Annotated in this window: 15 protein-coding genes; 9 read left to right on the top strand and 6 right to left on the bottom strand. The window is 70.7% G+C overall.

Annotation, left to right across the window (positions count from 1 at the left end):
- Positions 1-330: 330 nt before the first annotated feature.
- The 6 genes from MFF58_RS14755 (at position 331) to MFF58_RS14730 (ending at position 6861) form a co-directional block, all read left to right on the top strand.
- A complete protein-coding gene (locus MFF58_RS14755; protein ID WP_238289217.1) occupies positions 331-1395 on the top strand; it encodes a WcbI family polysaccharide biosynthesis putative acetyltransferase in 1065 nt (354 codons plus the stop codon).
- Between the two features lie 96 nt (positions 1396-1491).
- Positions 1492-2520 carry an alpha/beta fold hydrolase gene (locus MFF58_RS14750; protein ID WP_238289215.1) on the top strand — a complete coding sequence of 343 codons (1029 nt, stop codon included), beginning with the start codon at positions 1492-1494 and terminating at the stop codon, positions 2518-2520.
- Between the two features lie 294 nt (positions 2521-2814).
- A complete protein-coding gene (locus tag MFF58_RS14745) occupies positions 2815-3252 on the top strand; it encodes a GlcG/HbpS family heme-binding protein (RefSeq protein ID WP_238289213.1) in 438 nt (145 codons plus the stop codon).
- A gap of 2 nt (positions 3253-3254) precedes the next feature.
- Positions 3255-4841: a peptide ABC transporter substrate-binding protein gene (locus tag MFF58_RS14740; protein ID WP_238289211.1), complete on the top strand. Its 1587-nt coding sequence runs from the start codon at positions 3255-3257 to the stop codon at positions 4839-4841.
- Positions 4838-5761: an ABC transporter permease gene (locus MFF58_RS14735; RefSeq protein WP_238289209.1), complete on the top strand. Its 924-nt coding sequence runs from the start codon at positions 4838-4840 to the stop codon at positions 5759-5761. The genes MFF58_RS14740 and MFF58_RS14735 overlap by 4 nt, the downstream gene beginning before the upstream one ends.
- Positions 5762-5775: 14 nt before the next feature.
- Complete coding sequence (locus tag MFF58_RS14730) at positions 5776-6861, top strand: ABC transporter permease (RefSeq protein ID WP_238289208.1); 1086 nt, start codon at positions 5776-5778, stop codon at positions 6859-6861.
- Positions 6862-6863: 2 nt separating this feature from the next.
- Here MFF58_RS14730 and MFF58_RS14725 read toward each other — a convergent pair whose 3' ends face one another.
- The 6 genes from MFF58_RS14725 to MFF58_RS14700 all read right to left on the bottom strand — a co-directional run bounded on the left by MFF58_RS14725 (position 6864) and on the right by MFF58_RS14700 (position 14293).
- Positions 6864-7820 carry a D-2-hydroxyacid dehydrogenase family protein gene (locus MFF58_RS14725; RefSeq protein WP_238289282.1) on the bottom strand — a complete coding sequence of 319 codons (957 nt, stop codon included), beginning with the start codon at positions 7818-7820 and terminating at the stop codon, positions 6864-6866.
- A 376-nt stretch (positions 7821-8196) separates the two neighbouring features.
- Positions 8197-9825: a dihydroxyacetone kinase subunit DhaK gene (locus MFF58_RS14720; protein WP_238289206.1), complete on the bottom strand. Its 1629-nt coding sequence runs from the start codon at positions 9823-9825 to the stop codon at positions 8197-8199.
- A gap of 111 nt (positions 9826-9936) precedes the next feature.
- The gene (locus MFF58_RS14715; RefSeq protein WP_149308615.1) at positions 9937-10824 is read right to left on the bottom strand and encodes a carbohydrate ABC transporter permease; all 888 of its coding nucleotides are present in this window, start codon (positions 10822-10824) and stop codon (positions 9937-9939) included.
- A gap of 47 nt (positions 10825-10871) precedes the next feature.
- A complete protein-coding gene (locus tag MFF58_RS14710) occupies positions 10872-11828 on the bottom strand; it encodes a carbohydrate ABC transporter permease (RefSeq protein ID WP_238289204.1) in 957 nt (318 codons plus the stop codon).
- A 23-nt stretch (positions 11829-11851) separates the two neighbouring features.
- Positions 11852-13162, bottom strand: coding sequence for an ABC transporter substrate-binding protein (locus MFF58_RS14705; protein ID WP_149308077.1), 1311 nt, complete (start codon positions 13160-13162; stop codon positions 11852-11854).
- Positions 13163-13231: 69 nt separating this feature from the next.
- Positions 13232-14293 (bottom strand): ABC transporter ATP-binding protein, encoded by a 1062-nt coding sequence (locus MFF58_RS14700; RefSeq protein ID WP_238289201.1) that lies wholly within the window; start codon positions 14291-14293, stop codon positions 13232-13234.
- 317 nt (positions 14294-14610) lie between these two features.
- Between MFF58_RS14700 and MFF58_RS14695 the strand changes: the two genes are divergently transcribed.
- Genes MFF58_RS14695 through MFF58_RS14685 form a run of 3 tightly spaced genes read left to right on the top strand, consistent with a single transcriptional unit; the run spans position 14611 to position 17525 of the window.
- Positions 14611-15804, top strand: a complete 1194-nt coding sequence (locus MFF58_RS14695) for a fumarylacetoacetate hydrolase family protein (RefSeq protein ID WP_238289199.1) — start codon at positions 14611-14613, stop codon at positions 15802-15804.
- Between the two features lie 60 nt (positions 15805-15864).
- Positions 15865-17232 carry an FAD-binding oxidoreductase gene (locus MFF58_RS14690; protein ID WP_238289197.1) on the top strand — a complete coding sequence of 456 codons (1368 nt, stop codon included), beginning with the start codon at positions 15865-15867 and terminating at the stop codon, positions 17230-17232.
- 11 nt (positions 17233-17243) lie between these two features.
- Positions 17244-17525 (top strand): DUF167 family protein, encoded by a 282-nt coding sequence (locus MFF58_RS14685; RefSeq protein ID WP_238289195.1) that lies wholly within the window; start codon positions 17244-17246, stop codon positions 17523-17525.
- Positions 17526-17703 lie beyond the last annotated feature (178 nt).

Here is a 17703-nt window from a genome sequence, read left to right as displayed (position 1 = left end):
GATCCCTCAACCCAATCCGCATAAAGTATGTATTACCACATCCTGGATTTACTAGATTACGCCTCAACATCACCCTACAATATCTTCAATCCGTCTCTTAAAATCGACCGCATTGCCATTTGCGCCCTTTGGCGTCGACACGGCTGGTCGACAAATCACGGTGCGGGAGCCATCCGCGGCGTCCTCCGACGGGGACGGGAGCGACGACGGCGGAGGCTTTCCCCCAATGCCCGGTGTCGGCGTGGCCATGGCGGACCGATCCTGGATCGACGGCGCCCCAGGCCGACAGAGCCGTTTGCCCGCGGCCGGCGGACATGCGATTGAAGCCGGATGTTGACCGTCGATAGCCTCTGGCGCGCGCGGCACCGGCTCGCGCAATTCGGAAAGAAGCGGACCGGCTCTCCGCGCATCCTCGTGATCGGCGTGTGTCAGGCCGGCGCGATCGCCAAGGCGATGCGCTACCTGCTGCCCGACGCACACGTGGACTTCGTCTCCGCCTTCACGGCGGCGCGACGCTTCCCGCGACTCGCCGACCTGATGGCGCACGCGGACGGCTACGATCACGTTTTCTCCAGCATCTACCTGCCCCGGTTCAAGGGCGGCGGCACGATCGACACGCTGCGCACCCATCCCAAGGTCCGCCTGATTCCGACCATCGTGTTCGGCGCCTACCATCCCGACCTCGTCCATGTCGGCGTGCAGGATCACGTGACGCTCAACGGCCTGATCTCCGGGCCGATGGGACATTCGCACTCGGCCGTCACGCTCTACGCCTACCTCGCGGGTCTGTCGCAGGCGCAGGCGCTGCGGTTGTTCGCCGAGCCGGTATTCGAGCGCCTCGGCTACTACAATCTCTGGGACGAGTCGGTGGCCTACCTGCGCAGTTTGGGCGTCCAGGCGGGTTATGACCTCGACACGCATCTGACGCGCTGGGCGCGGCGCGGCTGCTTCATGCACTCGATCAACCACACCAAGCTCTACGTGGTCTGCGATCTCACCCGGGGCCTCCTGACCAAAGCCGGCGTGCCCTTCGAGGAATGCGACCTCGACGCCTTCCTGCCGGACGATCTCGGCGGCCAGGGCAGCTGGCCGGTCTATCCCGAGATCGCCCAGCACTACGGCATCCCGGGCAGCGCCCTGTTCTTCAAGGCGGAGACGCGCCGCTCCGGTCCCGCCCGCACCATGAGCCGGGCCGAGTTCGTGGCGGCCTCGTACGCGAACTACGACCGGCGCGCGCGGAACCTGCTGGTCTCCCAGCGCGTGCAGGGCTGGCGCAACGATCCGCCGACCGTGGACTTCCTCCGCGAGGCGGCGGGCCGCGGCGACGCTCCCCTTCGCTCGGCGGCCCAGGTGCCGGCACTCAAAGCCGGGAGCCTCGCCGGTCACGCCTCGTAGGTAACCCGGACTTCGCACGATCGTGCGGGCACTTCCCGGCAGGACCGGCGTTGTCGCCCACCGCCCACAGCGCGGGATTGATGGCGAGGTGTTGCGATGACGTCCCCGTTCCGGCACCGCGCCGGCCGCTCGGCGGCCGCGGCGGCCCTCACGCTCGCCGGCGCGGCGGTCGGCCTCGTCGGCTGGAGCCGGCTCGCCGTGAACCGGCGCATGCCGCTTCCGCCGGCGCTGCCCGGCCGGCACGAGCGGCTCGAGACAGCGCGAGCCGGCGATCTGTCGCTCTACAGCACCGCCGATGCGCAGGGCGTGCCGCTCCTGCTGATCCACTCCATCAACGCCGCGGCCAACGCGTACGAGGTGCGCCCGCTGTACCTGCACTATCGCGGCCTGCGGCCGGTCTACGCCCTCGACCTGCCGGGCTTCGGCTTCTCCGAGCGCTCGCGCCGCCGCTACACCCCTCGGCTGATGGTGGAGGCGATCCACGCCGCCACGGACGAGATCCGGCGCCGCCACGACAACCTGCCGATCGACGCCCTGGCCCTGTCCCTTTCGGCCTCCTTCCTGGCCCGCGCGAGCCTCGAGCGGTCGGACTGCTACCGGAGCCTCGCCCTGATCAGCCCGACCGGCTTCGACGCGAAGCTCTCCGGTGAGGGGCCGCCCGATGGCCATCGCGGGCGGGACTGGCTGCGCGATGCCCTCGACCGGCCGCCCTTCGGCCGGCCCGTGTTCGACGCCCTGGTCACGCGGCCGAGCATGCGCTTCTTCCTTCAGAAGACCTTCGGCTCGCCGCGGATCGACGAGGGCCTGTTCGACTACGATCACGCCTCGGCGCACCAGCCCGGCGCCGAGCATGCCCCGTGGTGCTTCATCGCCGGCCATCTCTTCCCGACCGACACGACGCGGCTCTACGAGCGGCTGCGCCTGCCGGTCTGGATGGTCCACGGCGTGCGCGGCGACTTCGTCGACTACCGCCTGGTACCCCGCGTCGCAGGCCGGGAGAACTGGCGCGTCGAGACCCTGCCGACCGGCGCCTTCCCGCATTTCGAGCAACCGGACGCGGTGACCGCCGGCTACGACGCGTTCCTGGCCGGCATCACGCGCCTGCCACCGGCTCGACCGATGTGATGGATCGCGCGGACGGACTGGCCGATCCCTGCGTCAGCCTGGGCCCGGCGTCTCCGCAGCCGCACCCCTCGTCGACCGGGGGACGCCACCCGGGTGGTCCGGCGTCCGCGTGGATGGGTCAACGCGACGGAGTCGCGTCGCGCTGAGACGACACGGATGCGGCCGGCCGCTCGGCGCATCCATCCGCCGTCGCGGGCCATCCGAATCCAGGCGCGCCCGGAAGCAGTGGACCAGCCGCGACCCGATCCATAAGGTCTGGGCGGCCGCCCGAAGCGGTCCGCGCCCTGGTATCCCATGATCGACCTGACCCTCGAGGCCGCCCGCACCATCGTGGAGACCGCGCTGCGCGAGGCGCGGGCGCGTGGCCTGAAGCCGCTCGCCGTGGTGGTCTACGACGCCCGCGGCGCGCTGAAATCCGTGTCCGTCGAGGACGGGACCTCCCTGCGTCGCGCCGAGATCGCCTGCGGCAAGGCCAACGGAGCACTGGCGCTGGGCCTCGGCTCCCGGGCGATCCACGCCCGCGCAGAGGCGCAGCCCTACTTCGTGGCCGCGGTGACCCACCTCGCCGGCCCCGCTGCCCTCGTGCCGGTGCCGGGCGGCGTCCTCATCCGCGCCGGCGACGGGCGGCTGCTCGGCGCGGTGGGCATCTCCGGTGACACATCCGACAACGACGAGATCTGCGCGGTGGCGGGGATCGAGGCGGCCGGCCTGATGGCGGAGACCGGCGCCTGACAATGCGTCTGCGCCGCCGCGACTGGCTGGCCGGCGCCGCCGCCCTGGCATCGGTCGGTCCGGCCGAGGCGGTCGAGGCAGTCTATCGCCGCGGCAACGACGCCGATCCGGAGACCCTCGATCCGCACCGCTCGTCCACGGTCGCGGAGGCGCACATCCTGCGGGATCTCTGCGACGGCCTGCTCACCTACGACAACTACGGCGCGCTCATCCCGGGCGCCGCGCGACACTGGACCGTCGCGGAGGACGGGGTTACCCTGCTCTTCGACCTGCGGCCGGACGGCCGCTGGTCGAACGGCGAGGCGGTCACGGCCGCGGACTTCGCCTACTCGCTCAGGCGCATCCTCGACCCGGCCACGGGGGCGAAATACGCCGAGGTGCTGTTCCCGATCCGGAATGCCGCCGCCGTCAACCGGGGCGAGAAGCCCGCCACCGCCCTCGGGGTCGCCGCCGAGGCACCGCTTCGGCTGTCCATCACGCTGGAGCAGCCGACCCCGTACATCCTGGAGCTCCTGACCCACCAGACGGCCCTGCCGGTGCATCGCGCGTCGGTGGAGCGTCACGGCGACAGCTTCACCCGCCCCGGCAATCTCGTGACCAACGGACCCTATCGCCTCCGCGACCGGGTTCCGGGCGGCGCCATCAGCCTGCACGCCAACCCGCACCATCCCGAGGCGGCGACGCTGGCGATACGCCGGGTCGACTTCCTGCCCACGCCGGACATGGCCTCGGCCGTGCGCCGCTACGCCGCCGGCGAGATCGACTCCCTCGCCGATCTGCCGGTCGATCAGATCGCCGATCTGCGCCGCCGCTTCGGACCGCAGGTGGTGCTCGGGCCCGGCCTCGGCCTGGCGGCCCTGGTGATCAACACCCGCAAGGCGCCGTTCTCGGACCCGCGCGTCCGGCAGGCGCTCTCGCTGGTCATCGACCGGGAATACCTCGCCGACGGGCTGAACGGCGGGACCATGAGCCCCGCCTATTCGCTGTGCCCACCCGGCCTCGACAATTACCGGACGCCTCCCGAGACCGCGGGGCGGCTCGGCCTGCCGATCGATCACGAGGCGGAGGCGCGCCGCCTGCTCGCCGAGGCGGGCATCGGGCCCGACCGCCCCCTCACCGTGGAGTACCGGTTCAACGTCAGCGACAACAACCGCACCGTCGCCCTGGCCGTCGGCGACATGTGGCGCGACCTCGGGATCGTGACCCGCTACGTCTACACCGATGCCAAGACGCATTTCGCTTATCTGCGCGACGGCGGCGACTTCGACGTGGCACGCTACAGCTGGATCGCGGATTATTCCGATCCGCAGAACTTCCTGTTCCTGCTCCAGAGCGGGAACGTCGGAATGAACGCCGGGCACTGGTCGAACGCCGCCTACGACGACCTGATGGCCCGGGCCGCAGCCGAGCGCGATATCCCCCGGCGGGCGGATCTGCTCTACCAAGCGGAGGCGATCGCGTTGCGCGAATTGCCCTGGATCCCGCTGATGCACTACCGGTCCAAGGCGTTGATCGCGCCGCGGCTGCACGGCTACCACCCGAACCTGCGCAACGCCGCGCCGACCCGGTTCCTGAGGCTCGACGCGTGATCCGCTTCATCCTGCGCCGCCTCGCGCAGGCGCTCCCGACGCTGCTCGCCGTCGTCACCGTCAGCTTCTTCCTGATGCGTCTGGCGCCCGGCGGGCCCTTCGACCTGGAACGCCCGCTGGCGCCCGCCGCCCTGGAGAACCTGCGTCGTGTCTACGGCCTCGACCGTCCCCTGATCGTGCAGTTCGGGAGCTACCTCGCATCCCTGGCACGGGGCGATCTCGGGCCATCCTTCTCGTTCCGCGATCAGAGCGTCCTCGACCTCATCGTCCGGGGGCTGCCGGTGTCGGCGACGCTCGGCGCCCTCGCGCTCGGCCTCGCGGCCCTCCTGGGTGTCGGTCTCGGGATCGCGGCGGCCCTCCGGCGTGGCGGTGCCGTCGACCGGCTCCTGGGTGTCGGTGCGGCCCTGACGCTCTCGCTGCCGAGCTTCGTGGTGGCCCCCCTCCTTCAGATCGCCTTCGGGTTGACCCTCCGCTGGCTGCCGCTCGGCGGCTGGGAGGGCGGATCGCCGAGCCACCTTGTCCTGCCGGTCGTCACCCTCGCCCTGCCCCAGGTCGGCGCCCTGGCCCGGCTGACGCGGGCTTCTCTGGGAGAGGTGCTGCGCACGCAGCCGATCCGCACCATGCGCAGCCTCGGCCTGCCGCCGGCCCGTGTGACGCGCCATGCCCTGCGGGGGGCGCTGCTGCCGGTGGTCGCCTATCTCGGGCCGCTGGCCGCGGCGCTGCTGACCGGATCCGTGGTCGTCGAGACCATCTTCGGCCTGCCGGGCATCGGTCGCTACTTCGTGGAGGGCGCGCTCAACCGCGACTACACGCTGGTGATGGGCACGGTGCTTCTGGTCGCCGGGCTCGTCATCGCCCTCAACCTCGCGGCCGACCTCGCCTGCGCGTGGCTCGACCCGCGCCTGCGGGCCGACGCTTGAGCGCGGCGCCCGCGATGACGAGCCCGGCCGGGCGCGCCCTAAGCCGCCTCGGCCGGACGCGCACGGCGATGGCGGCTCTCATCGTGCTGGTCCTGATCGGCCTCGCCTGCCTGATCGGTCCGGGTGTCACCGGTCGCGAGCCCGAACGCGCCTATCCGGACCTCCGCCAATTGCCGGCCGGCCTCGCTGCGCAGCCGGATCCAGCGCATCTCGGACCGGCTCTGGAGCGCCTCGCCTTCCGCATGCGGGTCAAGCTGGAGGCGGTGGCCCGCGAGGGCGACACCCTGCGTTTGACCCTGCGCTCCGACGCGGGCGTCGACCGGCGCAGCCTCGCCTACCTGCCGCGCTCAGGGCTGTTCGGGCCGCCGGACGTCTTGGAGGAGCGGGACGCCGGACGCAGCCTCGCGATCGCGGTCCCGATCCGACAGCTGCATTTCCCCCTCGGCACCGACGTGCAGGGGCGCGATCTCCTCACGCGCTGCCTCGTCGCCGGCCGGGTCTCTCTGGCGATCGGGCTCGCAGCAAGCCTCGTGGCGCTGCTCATCGGCGTCGCCTACGGCGCCACGGCGGGTTTCCTGGGCGGGGCCGTCGATGCGGTGATGATGCGCCTCGTCGACGTGCTCTACGCCCTCCCCTTCGTGTTCTTCGTGATCCTGCTGCTGGTGTTCTTCCGCCCGAGCCTCCTGCTCATGCTGGTGGCGATCGCGGCCGTGGAATGGCTCGACATGGCCCGCGTGGTGCGCGCCGTGACCCTGTCGCTGCGCGAGCGCGACTTCGTCCGGGCGGCCCGCGCCCTCGGGCTCGGCACGCCCCGCATCATCCTCCGGCACATCGTGCCCAACACGCTCGGCCCGGTGGCGGTGACGGCCACGCTGCTGGTGCCGCAGGTGATCCTGCTGGAAAGCTTCCTGTCGTTCCTGGGCCTGGGCGTGCAGGAGCCGCAGACGAGCTGGGGCGTGCTGATCGCGGAGGGTGCCCGCTCCATCGAGGCGGCCCCCCACCTGCTCGCGGGACCGGCGGTCCTGCTGATCGCCACGCTGGTGGCGCTCAACCTGCTGGGCGACGGCCTCGCCGATGCCCTGGATCCGCGCGTCGGGTGACCTCAGCCCAGTTCGCGGATCGGAGAGCCCGCGAGCCACGCCTCGATGTCCTCCACCGCCTGGGTGAAGAAGGTCCGATAGTTGTTGCGCGACACGTAGCCGAGATGCGGCAGCGCCAGGACGTTCGGCAAGCGACGGAACGGGCTGTCGGCGGGCAGCGGTTCCGTCTCGAACACGTCGAGGCCGGCCCCGGCGATCCAGCCCGCCTCCAGCGCACGCACGAGGGCGACCTGATCGACGATCGGCGCGCGGGAGGTGTTCACCAGGACGGCGCCCCGCCGCATCCGGCGCAGCTCGGCCTCGCCCAGCAGGCCGCGCGTCCGCTCGCCCAGCACGAGGTGGATCGTGACGACATCGCTCGCCTCCAGCAGCGCCTCCTTCGACGCCGCCCGCTCGACCCCGGCGGCGGCCGCGCGGGCCTCGTCCAGGTTCGGGCTCCAGGCGATCACCCGCATGCCGAAGGCGCGGGCGATCTCGGCGACCCGCGTGCCGATCTTGCCGAGCCCGAGGATGCCGAGGGTCGCGCCGGCGAGGTCGGAGCCGATGGTGCTCTGCCACGGTCCGCCGTCGCGCAGATTTCGGCTCTCCGGCACCACGTGCCGGGCGAGCCCGAGGATCAGCGCCCAGGTCAGCTCGGTCGGCGGCGTCGGGCTCGACTCGGTCCCGCAGACGGTCACGCCGCGGGAGCGGGCGGACGCCACGTCGATGGCGAGGTTGCGCATGCCGCTGGTGACGAGCAGCTTCAGCCGCGGCAGACGCTCCAGCAGCGCCGCCGGGAAGGGCGTGCGCTCCCGCATGATCACCAGGATCTCGGCCTGATCGATCCGGGCGCGGAGGGTCTCGCGATCCGGAATGTGCTCGGCGATGGCCGAGACCGCCACGCGATCGGCGATGCGCCCCCAGTCGGCGAGCGCGAGGGCCGCTTGCTGGTAATCGTCGAGGATCAGGCACGTCCGCATGGCGATGGCGTAGGGCTCGGTGCCTGGAGCGTCAATCGACGGTTGCCGATGGCGGACGGCATCCTGCCGGAAGCCGGTATACGCGTCCCGGGACGAGGCGCCGCCGCCCCTGACAACCAAGACCGCCGACATGGCGCTGCGCACAGGACACGACCGGGCGGCCGAACCATCCCGGCGCGGACGGCTCACCAAGGCGGATCCCGATCTTGATGTGCCGGAGCGCAGCCGAGGCTTCCGCGAAGCCTCCGGCCGGCGACGCGATTGCTAAAGCCGTCCGCGAAGGTCCGCCGGCGCGGGCAGCTCAGGCAGGGGGATCGGGTGCGCCTTCACGCGGACGCGCTCGGCGGTCCCGGGCCGCGCGGGAGCAGCCGCGCGCCTACGCGCCGGCAAGTGCCGCGAAAGCCTCCGCGACGCCGGCGGCGCCCGGATCCTGGACGCCCGCGAGATCTCCGGCCGCGAGGTAGCTGGACCGGCCGGCCCCCGCCCGGTCCATGCGGGCGGTGGCCTCGGCGCCTGCACGTGCCGCGGCGGCGGCCTGCCGAAGGTCGCCGCCCTTCAGAGCCGCGACGGCCGGAATCAGGGCGTCGAGCAGCGTACGATCGCCGGGGTTGGCGCCGCCGTAGCCCTGCACCCGTGCGACGCCCTGCCCCAGGGCCTCCGGCCACGCGGCGCCGTCCGCCAGGGCCGCGGCGGCCGCGGCGAAGAAGATCGAGCCGAGCACGCCGCTCGACCCGCCCACGGCGCGCCCGATCCGTTCGGCGAGGGCCCGGCAGAGGGCGGCGGGATCGGCCTGCGGCAGCCGGTCGAGATCGGCCCGGACCGCACGGGCCGCCCCGGCGAAGGTCGTGCCCGCATCGCCGTCGCCGACCTTGGCGTCGAGGGCGTTCAGCGCGCCTTCCGCGGCGACGAGCGCCTCCGCGACGGCGGCGATCCGCGCGGCCGTGACCGCGTCGCGCGACGCCGCGAAGGCCTCACCGGCGAGCCCCTCCGGCAGCGGACGCAGGACCGGCGGGGCGACGCGTACCGCGGTCGGCCAGGCGTGGACGGGCACGGGTTCCGCCAGCGCCGCCTCCAACTCGTCGTCGAGCGGCAGCACCGACAGCGAGGCGCCGTGCATGTCGAGTGCGGTCATCAGGGGCGCGGGGCCGAGCAGGAGGCGCACGCGCCGGCCGAGTTCGGTGGCGAGCACCGCCCGGGTCAGCACCTGCATCTCGAGTGCCGAGGCCGAACCGAGATTGTTGACGAGGAGCGCCAGCCGGTCGGCCCCGCCGATCGCACGGGAGAGGCGTTCGGCCATCATGCGGGCGAGGTCGCTGGCTTGCGGCAACGCGATGCGCTCGACGCCGGGTTCGCCGTGGATGCCGAGGCCGAGCTCGGCCTGCCCCTCGGCCAAGCGCTCGCTGCGGGGCGAGCCCGGGATCGTGCAGGTCGAGACGGCGATGCCGAGCGACTTCGCGGCCGCGGCTGCGCGGCGCGCGAGGGCGGCCACACGCTCCAGCGACGCCCCGGCCTCGGCGGCGTGGCCCGCGACCTTGTGCACGAACAGCGTGCCGGCCACGCCGCGGGGCTGCCTGGCCCCGGGCAGGGCGATGTCGTCGGACACGATGACGGTCTCGACCTTGTGGCCCAGCGCCCGGGCACGCTCGGCGGCGAGGCCGAAATTCAGCCGGTCGCCCGCGTAGTTCTTGACGACGAGCAGGCATCCCGCCGGGCCCGTCGCGGCCAGGATGCCGGCCAGCACCGCGTCGACGCTCGGCGACGCGAAGACGTCTCCGCAGACGGCGGCGCTCAGCAGGCCCGGCCCGACGAAGCCAGCATGGGCCGGCTCGTGGCCGGAGCCGCCGCCGGACACCACCGCGACCTGTCCGGCCCGACGCTCGGCGCGCAGCACGACGCGGATGCCGGGATCGCCGTCGAGCCGGGCGAGGCGCCCGCCGCTGCCTGCCAGCAGGCCGTCGAGGGCGTCGTTGACGAGGGAAGACCGGGCGTCGATGAAGTGGGCCATGACGTGACCTTCGAGGAAGCCAGTCCGCGATTCGTCAGGGGCGGCGGCGCCGGCATCGTTCCCGGACTTGGGCGACCCGCGCAACGTCCGCCGTCGCCGAACCGGCCGCCGTCACTCCTTCACGGCGCCGGTCAGCGCCGAGACGTAGTACTCGACGAAGAACGAGTAGAGGATCACCAGCGGCAGCGAGCCCAGCAGGGCGCCGGCCATCAGCGAGCCCCACTTGTAGACGTCGCCGTCCACGAATTCGCTGACCACGGCGATCGGCACCGTCTTGTTCTGGGTGGAGGACAGGAAGGTCAGCGCGTAGATGAACTCGTTCCAGCACAGGGTCAGGGAGAAGATTCCGGCCGAGATCAGGCCGGGGAAGGCGAGCGGCAGGATGATCTTTGTGAGGATCTGCCACCGGCTGGCGCCGTCCATCAGCGCGCATTCCTCGAGCTCGTACGGGATGGTCTTGAAGTAGCCCATCAGGAGCCAGGTGGAGAACGGGATCAGGATCGTCGGGTAGGCGAGGATGAGGGCGATCGGGGAGTCGAACAGGCCGTAGGCCTGGATGATGGTGGCGAGCGGGATGAACAGGATCGAGGGCGGCACGAGGTAGGCGAGGAAGATCGCCGCCCCCACCCAGCCCGCGCCCCGATAGCGGACGCGCACGCAGGCGTAGGCAGCCAGCACGCTCGCGAACAGCGACAGCACCGTCGCCGCCACCGACACGTACATCGTGTTCCACAGCCAGCGGGGATACTGCGTCTCGAAGAGGAGCTTGTTGATGTGCTTGAGCGTCGGATCCACCACCCAGAACGGGTTGAACCGCTCCATGTCGATCAGCTGCTCGTCCGGTTTGATGGCGGTGAGCGCCATCCAGTAGAACGGGAACAGCAGCACCGCGAGGATGATCAGGAGCGGCAGGTAGGTGGTCACGAGCCGCCGGGGCAGCCGCTCCAGATAGGCCATGCCCTCCGAATTGTCGGTGATGCCGGCCGGCTGGGCCGCCATGACGGGCGTGAGGTGCGGATCGGCATGGGCGGGCGGTGCGGGCGCGCTCATCGGTCGGACTCCCCGGACTGCCAGGCCCGGCGCTGCAGGCCGAACCACGAGATGCCGATGGCTGCGAGCAGGAACGGCACCATGGCGGTGGCGATGGCGGCCCCCTCCCCCAGCGTCCCCGAGAGGATGCCGCGCTGGTACGACAGGGTCGCCATCAGGTGCGTGGCGTTGACCGGCCCGCCGCGGGTCATGGCCCAGATCAACTGGAAATCGGTGAAGGTGAACAGCACCGAGAAGGTCATCACCACCGCGATGATCGGGGTGAGCAGCGGCAGGGTGATGCGCGAGAAGATCTGCCAGTTGGAGGCGCCGTCGAGGGTCGCGGCCTCGTAGAGCGAGGGCGAGACCGTCTGGAGACCGGCGAGGAGCGTGATGGCGATGAACGGAACGCCGCGCCAGATATTGGCGAAGATCACGCAGGCGCGCGCCATGGCCGGGTCACCGAGGAAGTCGATGTTCCCGTCGATGATCCCGAGATGACGCAGCGACCAGGAGATGATCGAGAACTGGCTGTCGAAGATCCACCAGAACGCGATGGCCGAGAGCACGGTCGGCACGACGAACGGGATCAGCACGATCGACCGGACGATCGACTTGAACGGCATGTTCTTGTTGAGCAGCAGGGCGAGGTAGAGCCCGACCCCGAACTTCACCACGGAGGCGACCGCCGTGTAGAGGCAGGTGTTGAACACCGACAGCCAGAAGACGTCGTCGTCCCAGAGCCACGCGTAGTTCTCCAGGCCGATGAAGACCCCTTCCCGGCCGATCCGGGTGTTGGTGAAGGACAACCAGATGCCCTTCAGCAGCGGGTAGGCCAGGAACAGGCCGAGGATCAGCGCGGTGGGCAGCATGAACCAGAAGCCCGCCCAGCCGCGGCTCGCGCGCATGCGCTGCCAGGCCGAGCGGGTCGGGATTGCGGCCGGGGCGGGCTGCGTCAGGGCCGTGTGCGCCATGGTCTCGCCTCCGGCGGGTGCGGTCAGGTGTTCCGGAAGATGCGGGTGGCGGCGCGCTCGGCGTTCTTGATGGCGCCCTTCACGTCCTCCCGGCCGGTGCAGTGGGACGCGAACATGTCGACGACCACGAAGTCGGCCAGCACCGCGGCGATGCGCTCGCTCACCGGGGCGAGGCCGCCTGCGGCCAGGGAGCGGCGGCCCGCCTCGGCGAAGACCGCATTCTTCGGGTCGTTGGTCCAGATCGGGTTCTTGGGATAGTTGGATAGCGGCTCGCACAGGTAGCCCTGCGCCGCCTCCAGCCAGGGATTGTAGTTCGCCGCCTCCATCATGAAGGCGATGAACGCCTTACAGGCATTGGGCACCTTGGAGTACTTGAAGGCCAGGATTGGGAAGGCGAGCTGGAACTCCGTGGGCTTGCCGGCCGGTCCGATCGGCCACACCGCGTGGTCCATGTCCTCGGCGAGCTTCGGGTTGTCCTTCTTGGCGGCGGCGTAGATCGAGATGCCGTTGTTGGTCAGGTACAGGTCGCCCGCCAGGAACGCCTTGTTGTTCGACGAGTCGTTCCACGACACGGTGCCGGGGACGAAGGTCTCGTACAACGATTTCACGTATTCGAGCGCCTTAGCGGTCTCGGGCGAGTTGATCACGATCTTCTCGTTGGCGTCCACGAGGTTGGCGCCGTGGGACCAAAGGGCCCAGTGGCACCACGTGTTGCCGTCGCCCGTGGCGTGGCCGAGGGCGAAGCCGGCCGGCGTGTTGTTCTTCTTCAGGCCGCGGCACAGCTCGAGGAAGCCCGCCGTGTCGGTCGGGAACTTGTCGAAACCGGCCTTCTTCATCGCCGAGATGCGGTAGTTCGGATAGCCGCCGTTGAAGGCCACGGGGATCGCGATCCACTTGCCCTTGACCTTGCCGTAGGCCTCGGCGGACGGGAACCAGGGGCCGTACTTCTTGGCCAGGGAATCGGCCACGTCCTCCAGGGGCAGGCACTTGTCGGGGAACAGGGCGGGAAACGAGAACAGGCCCCAGACCATGTCGGGCCCCTGCCCGGTATTGGCAGCCACCGATGCCTTGGGCTGGATGTCGTCGAAGGATTCGTTGGTCACCGTGACCTTGACGCCGGTCGCCTTGGTGAAGGCGTCGACCATCTTCATGAAGGCTTCGTCTTCGCTCGGCACGAAGCGCTTCCAGCGCAGCAGCGAGAGGCTGGCGCCGGGCTCGGGCTTCCACTCGGTGCTCTGCGCCCAGGCCCGGGCGAAGCCCAGGAGGTCGCTGCCGGCGGCGAGACCGGTCGCGGCAGCGCCCGCGAGGAGGGAACGGCGATCGAGTACGGACATCGTAGGCTACTCCCTCGGTGATCCTGGTGTCGGCGGGCGCCCCGCCTCCTGCATCCGCTGGGGTGCAGGTCAGTTGGCCAAGCGACGGCCGGTCTCGGCGTCGAAGAAATGCACGCGGTTCGGCCGCAGGGAGACGGTCTCACCCGGGCGCTCGCTGACGCGCTCGCGCAGGACGCAGGTGAGATCCTGGCCGACGGCACGCACCGCCAGCATGGTCTCCGAGCCGGTCGGCTCCACGACGACCACCTCGGCGGCGATGCCGTCGGGCGCGAGGTCGAAATGCTCGGGCCGGACACCCAGGATGAGGGGCCTGCCCTCGACGCCGGCCGGCGCGCCGGTCAGCGGGATCGTCAGTCCCGTGTCGGTGGCGAAGACGAGGCTCCCGTTCGTCCGAACCTTGCCGGGCACGAAGTTCATGGAGGGGGAGCCGATGAAGCCCGCGACGAACAGATTATCGGGCCGGTCGTAGAGTTCGAGGGGCGGCCCGATCTGCTCGACGATCCCGTCATGCATCACGACGATCCGGTCGGCCATGGTCATGGCCTCGATCTGATCGTGGGTGACGTAGATGGTCGTCGTCTTCAGGCGCTGATGCAGTTCCTTGATCTCGGTCCGCATCGCGACGCGCAGCTTGGCATCGAGGTTCGAGAGCGGCTCGTCGAACAGGAACACCTGCGGGTCACGGACGATCGCCCGGCCCATGGCGACGCGCTGGCGCTGGCCGCCCGAAAGCTGGCGCGGGTAGCGGTCGAGGAGGTGGGTGAGCCCCAGGATCTGCGCGGCCTTGTTGACCCGCAGGTCGATCTCGGATGTCGGCGCCTTCCGGATCCGCATCGAGAAGGCCATATTCTCGCGGACCGTCAGGTGCGGGTAGAGCGCGTAGTTCTGGAACACCATCGCGATGTCCCGCTCCTTGGGCGGCACATCGTTCACGACCCGCTCCCCGATGCGGATCTCGCCGCCGGAGATGTTTTCCAGCCCCGCGATCATCCGCAACAGAGTCGACTTTCCGCAGCCCGATGGGCCGACCAGAATCACGAATTCACCATCACGGATGTCAACGGACACACCGTGCAGGACGTTCGTCGATCCAAAAGCCTTGCGAACCTCGCGGATTCCCACCGAGGCCATGCTTCCTCCCGATCTAGGCCACTCTGTCGGCGGCTCTAGAACATCAGTACAAAGGAGGGTGTGCGGGAAAGCAAGCGGGCTCCACGGCAAAGCTGCAGATAATCTTCGATTTGTCAGGCGATCCGTTGCGGACGGGTGACGAGGCCGCCGCGGTGAAACACAAGGCGGGATCAGGCGCGGCCCGGGATGCTATGGGACCGCACTCCGGCCGCGATGCCGGGGCGACGATTCGGATCCGCCGCGCGGGACCGCCTCTTCGTGACTGCGGCGTTCGAGCCGGGCGCCCCGCTGGCGGAGATCTCAGGGGAAGTGAGCGCATGTCGTCATCGGGCCTGACCGCGCGGGAGATCCTGCCCGCGGATGGATGTCGCGGAGCCCTCGTGGGCCGGGTGTGGCGGCCGGACGTATCCGGCCCGAGCGTCGTGGCGATCCGCGCGGACGCGGCGGGCGCGGCGCGGGTCATCGACATCAGCGCCGCCTTCCCGACAGTCAGCGACCTGTGCGAGGCCCGCGATCCCGGCGCGGCTCTGCGGAGTGCTGAGGGCGTGGATCTCGGCAGCCTCGACGCGATCCTGGCGAACACGCCGCCCGACGGGCGCGATCCAGCACGGCCGTGGCTCCTCGCCCCCGTGGACCTGCAGGCCCTGAAGGCGGCGGGCGTCACCTTCGCCACGTCGATGCTGGAGCGCGTGATCGAGGAGCGCGCCCGGGGCGATCTCGCCGCCGCGGCGGCGATCCGCGCCGAAGTCGAGCGTCTGGTCGGCCGGGACCTGCGCCGGCTCAAGCCCGGCTCGGCCGAGGCCATGGCGCTCAAGGAGGTGCTGGTCGCGCAGGGCGCCTGGAGTCAGTACCTGGAGGTGGGGATCGGTCCGGACGCCGAGATCTTCACCAAGGCGCAGCCGCTTTCCGCGGTGGGTTGCGGGGCGGATGCGGGTCTCCATCCGGAATCGCACTGGAACAATCCGGAACCCGAGGTGGCGCTCGCCGTCGCCTCGGATCAGCGGATCGTCGGCGCGACGCTCGCCAACGACGTGAACCTGCGCGATTTCGAGGGCCGGTCGGCGCTGCTCCTCGGGAAGGCCAAGGACAACAACGCCTCCTGCGCGCTGGGACCGTTCCTGCGGCTGTTCGACGACACCTTCGGCCTCGACGACGTGCGCCGCACCACCGTCACCCTGGAGGTCACCGGCACGGATGGCTTCCGGCTGGAGGGCGCCTCGCCGCTGGCCGAGATCAGCCGCGACCCGGAAGATCTGGCGGAGGCGCTGATGGGGACCACCCACAATTACCCGGACGGCGCCCTCCTCCTCCTCGGCACGATGTTCGCGCCGATCCAGGACCGGCACGGGCCGGGCCTCGGCTTCACCCACGCCGAGGGCGACCGGGTGGTGGTGGCGAGCCCGGAACTCGGCAGCCTCGTCAATCGCATGCGTCCCTGCGATGCCTGCGAGCCCTGGACGTTCGGCGCCCGCGCGCTGATGCGCAACCTCGCGGCGCGCGGGATTCTGTGACAGAGCGTCGGGCGGAGCGACGCCCGACGCGGCAACCCGAACACTCCTGAGATGATGCCGATGACCGACGCCGCCTTCCTCGACCGCCTCGCCGCGATCGTCGGCCCGTCCGGCGTCGTCACCGGCGACGAGCTGCGCGGGCGCTCGGCCAACTGGACGCGGCCGACCGAGCCCTGCGCCGCCCTGGCGCTGGTCCGGCCGCGCGACACCGGTGAGACCAGCGCCGTCATGGCGGCGTGCCACGAAGCCGGCGTCGCGATCGTGCCGCGGGGCGGCGCCACCGGCCTCGTCGACGGCACCCTCTGCGCGCCCGACGAGATCACCCTCTCGACGGAGCGCATGACCGGCATCGAGGCCGTGGACCCGCTGGGCATGACGGTGGTGGTCGGCACCGGCGCCACCATCGAGAGCGTTCAGGATGCGGCTGCGGCCGCCGGCCTGTTCTTCCCCCTCGACCTCGGCGCCCGCGGCTCGGCGACGATCGGCGGCGCCGTCTCCACCAATGCGGGCGGCCTGCGCGTCCTGCGCTACGGCATGATGCGCGAGATGGTGCTCGGCCTGGAGGCCGTGCTCGCCGACGGCACCGTGGTGTCGTCCATGCGGCCGCTGATCAAGAACAACACCGGGCTGGACCTGAAGCAGCTCTTTGTCGGGACCGAGGGGACGCTGGGCCTCGTCACGCGGGCGGTGCTGCGGCTGCGCCCGGAACCCGCCGGCTACGCCACGGCGCTGATCGCCTGCCCGGGGGTGGACGACGGGGCGCGGGTGCTGCGCGCGGCGCAGAGCGCCTTCCAGGGGCGCGTCTCGTCGTTCGAGGGACTGTGGCCGGATTTCTACCGGCTGATGACGGCGCCCGGGCGCGCGACGCCGCCCCTGGGGCACGATTATCCGTTCTACGCGATCATCGAGATCGAGTGCGTGACCGAGGAGGCCGACCGCTTCCTCGGGCTGCTGGACGGATTGATGGACGACGGCACGATCCTCGACGCGGCGATCGCCTCGTCGGAGGAGCAGCGCCGGGGCATGTGGCGCATCCGCGACCGCGTGGAGCATCTCAACGCCGACGGGATCGAGCGGGCCTTCGACGTCAGCGTGCCGCTGTCCAGGATGGACGGCTACGTCCGCGGGGCACTCGACCGGCTCGCTGCCATCCCGGGCTGCCGCGCCGTCGTCTACGGCCACATCGGCGACAACAACCTGCACTGGAACACGACCCGCCTCGACGCGGCCGGCAACGCCGCCATCGACGCGGCGATCTACACGCCGCTCGCGGAGCTGAACGGCTCCGTCTCCGCGGAACACGGGATCGGGCTGGAGAAACGGGGCAAGCTGCCGCTGTCGCGCTCACCGGAGGAGATCGCCGCCATGCGGCTGGTCAAGCGGGCGCTGGATCCCGACAACCGGCTGAACCCCGGCAAGATCTTCTGAGCTTACTTGCGGTGGCGATCCGGCTGGCAGTCCGCCTGACACCCCGCGGCGGGCGTGACGCGATCGACGGTTGGGCCCGCGACGAGAAGGGCCAGTTCTACCTGAAGGCCCGTGTTGCGGCTCCGCCGGTGGACGGGTCCGCGAACGCGGCGCTCGTGTTGATGATGGCGAAGGCGCTCAAGATCAGCCGCCGCTCGGTCCGGATCGCCTCCGGCGATCAGACTCGGTTGAAGATCCTGGAGATCGAGGGTGTCGCGCGGATGGATCTGGAGCGCATCTTGGGCCAGCCCTGAAGGAGGCACAGCGATCGCGACCGTCCTTGCGTGCTGAGCGAAACAATCCCGGGGCGGCAAGATCTCCGATGTCGCGCCAGACTGGGTTGCTTCGCTCCGCGCGCAGGGACGGAAGGGTTGCGTGAACACGAGCAGCCCTCGGACGATGCATCCCGCCATCGCGACGCATCGTCCATCT

The sequence above is a fragment of the Methylobacterium longum genome (assembly GCF_022179385.1).
Classification (GTDB): domain Bacteria; phylum Pseudomonadota; class Alphaproteobacteria; order Rhizobiales; family Beijerinckiaceae; genus Methylobacterium; species Methylobacterium longum.
The sequence above is the reverse complement of the archived record's forward strand: the minus strand, read 5'-3'. Positions and strand labels throughout refer to the sequence as shown.

Bases quoted from the DNA above. Each gene is read 5' to 3' on its own strand.
- MFF58_RS14755 (WP_238289217.1), top strand. From the start codon at position 331: ATGTTGACCGTCGATAGCCTCTGGCGCGCGCGGCACCGGCTCGCGCAA.
- MFF58_RS14750 (WP_238289215.1), top strand. From the start codon at position 1,492: ATGACGTCCCCGTTCCGGCACCGCGCCGGCCGCTCGGCGGCCGCGGCG.
- MFF58_RS14745 (WP_238289213.1), top strand. From the start codon at position 2,815: ATGATCGACCTGACCCTCGAGGCCGCCCGCACCATCGTGGAGACCGCG.
- MFF58_RS14740 (WP_238289211.1), top strand. From the start codon at position 3,255: ATGCGTCTGCGCCGCCGCGACTGGCTGGCCGGCGCCGCCGCCCTGGCA.
- MFF58_RS14730 (WP_238289208.1), top strand. From the start codon at position 5,776: ATGACGAGCCCGGCCGGGCGCGCCCTAAGCCGCCTCGGCCGGACGCGC.
- MFF58_RS14725 (WP_238289282.1), bottom strand. From the start codon at position 7,820: ATGCGGACGTGCCTGATCCTCGACGATTACCAGCAAGCGGCCCTCGCG.
- MFF58_RS14720 (WP_238289206.1), bottom strand. From the start codon at position 9,825: ATGGCCCACTTCATCGACGCCCGGTCTTCCCTCGTCAACGACGCCCTC.
- MFF58_RS14715 (WP_149308615.1), bottom strand. From the start codon at position 10,824: ATGGCGGCCCAGCCGGCCGGCATCACCGACAATTCGGAGGGCATGGCC.
- MFF58_RS14710 (WP_238289204.1), bottom strand. From the start codon at position 11,828: ATGGCGCACACGGCCCTGACGCAGCCCGCCCCGGCCGCAATCCCGACC.
- MFF58_RS14705 (WP_149308077.1), bottom strand. From the start codon at position 13,162: ATGTCCGTACTCGATCGCCGTTCCCTCCTCGCGGGCGCTGCCGCGACC.
- MFF58_RS14700 (WP_238289201.1), bottom strand. From the start codon at position 14,293: ATGGCCTCGGTGGGAATCCGCGAGGTTCGCAAGGCTTTTGGATCGACG.
- MFF58_RS14695 (WP_238289199.1), top strand. From the start codon at position 14,611: ATGTCGTCATCGGGCCTGACCGCGCGGGAGATCCTGCCCGCGGATGGA.
- MFF58_RS14690 (WP_238289197.1), top strand. From the start codon at position 15,865: ATGACCGACGCCGCCTTCCTCGACCGCCTCGCCGCGATCGTCGGCCCG.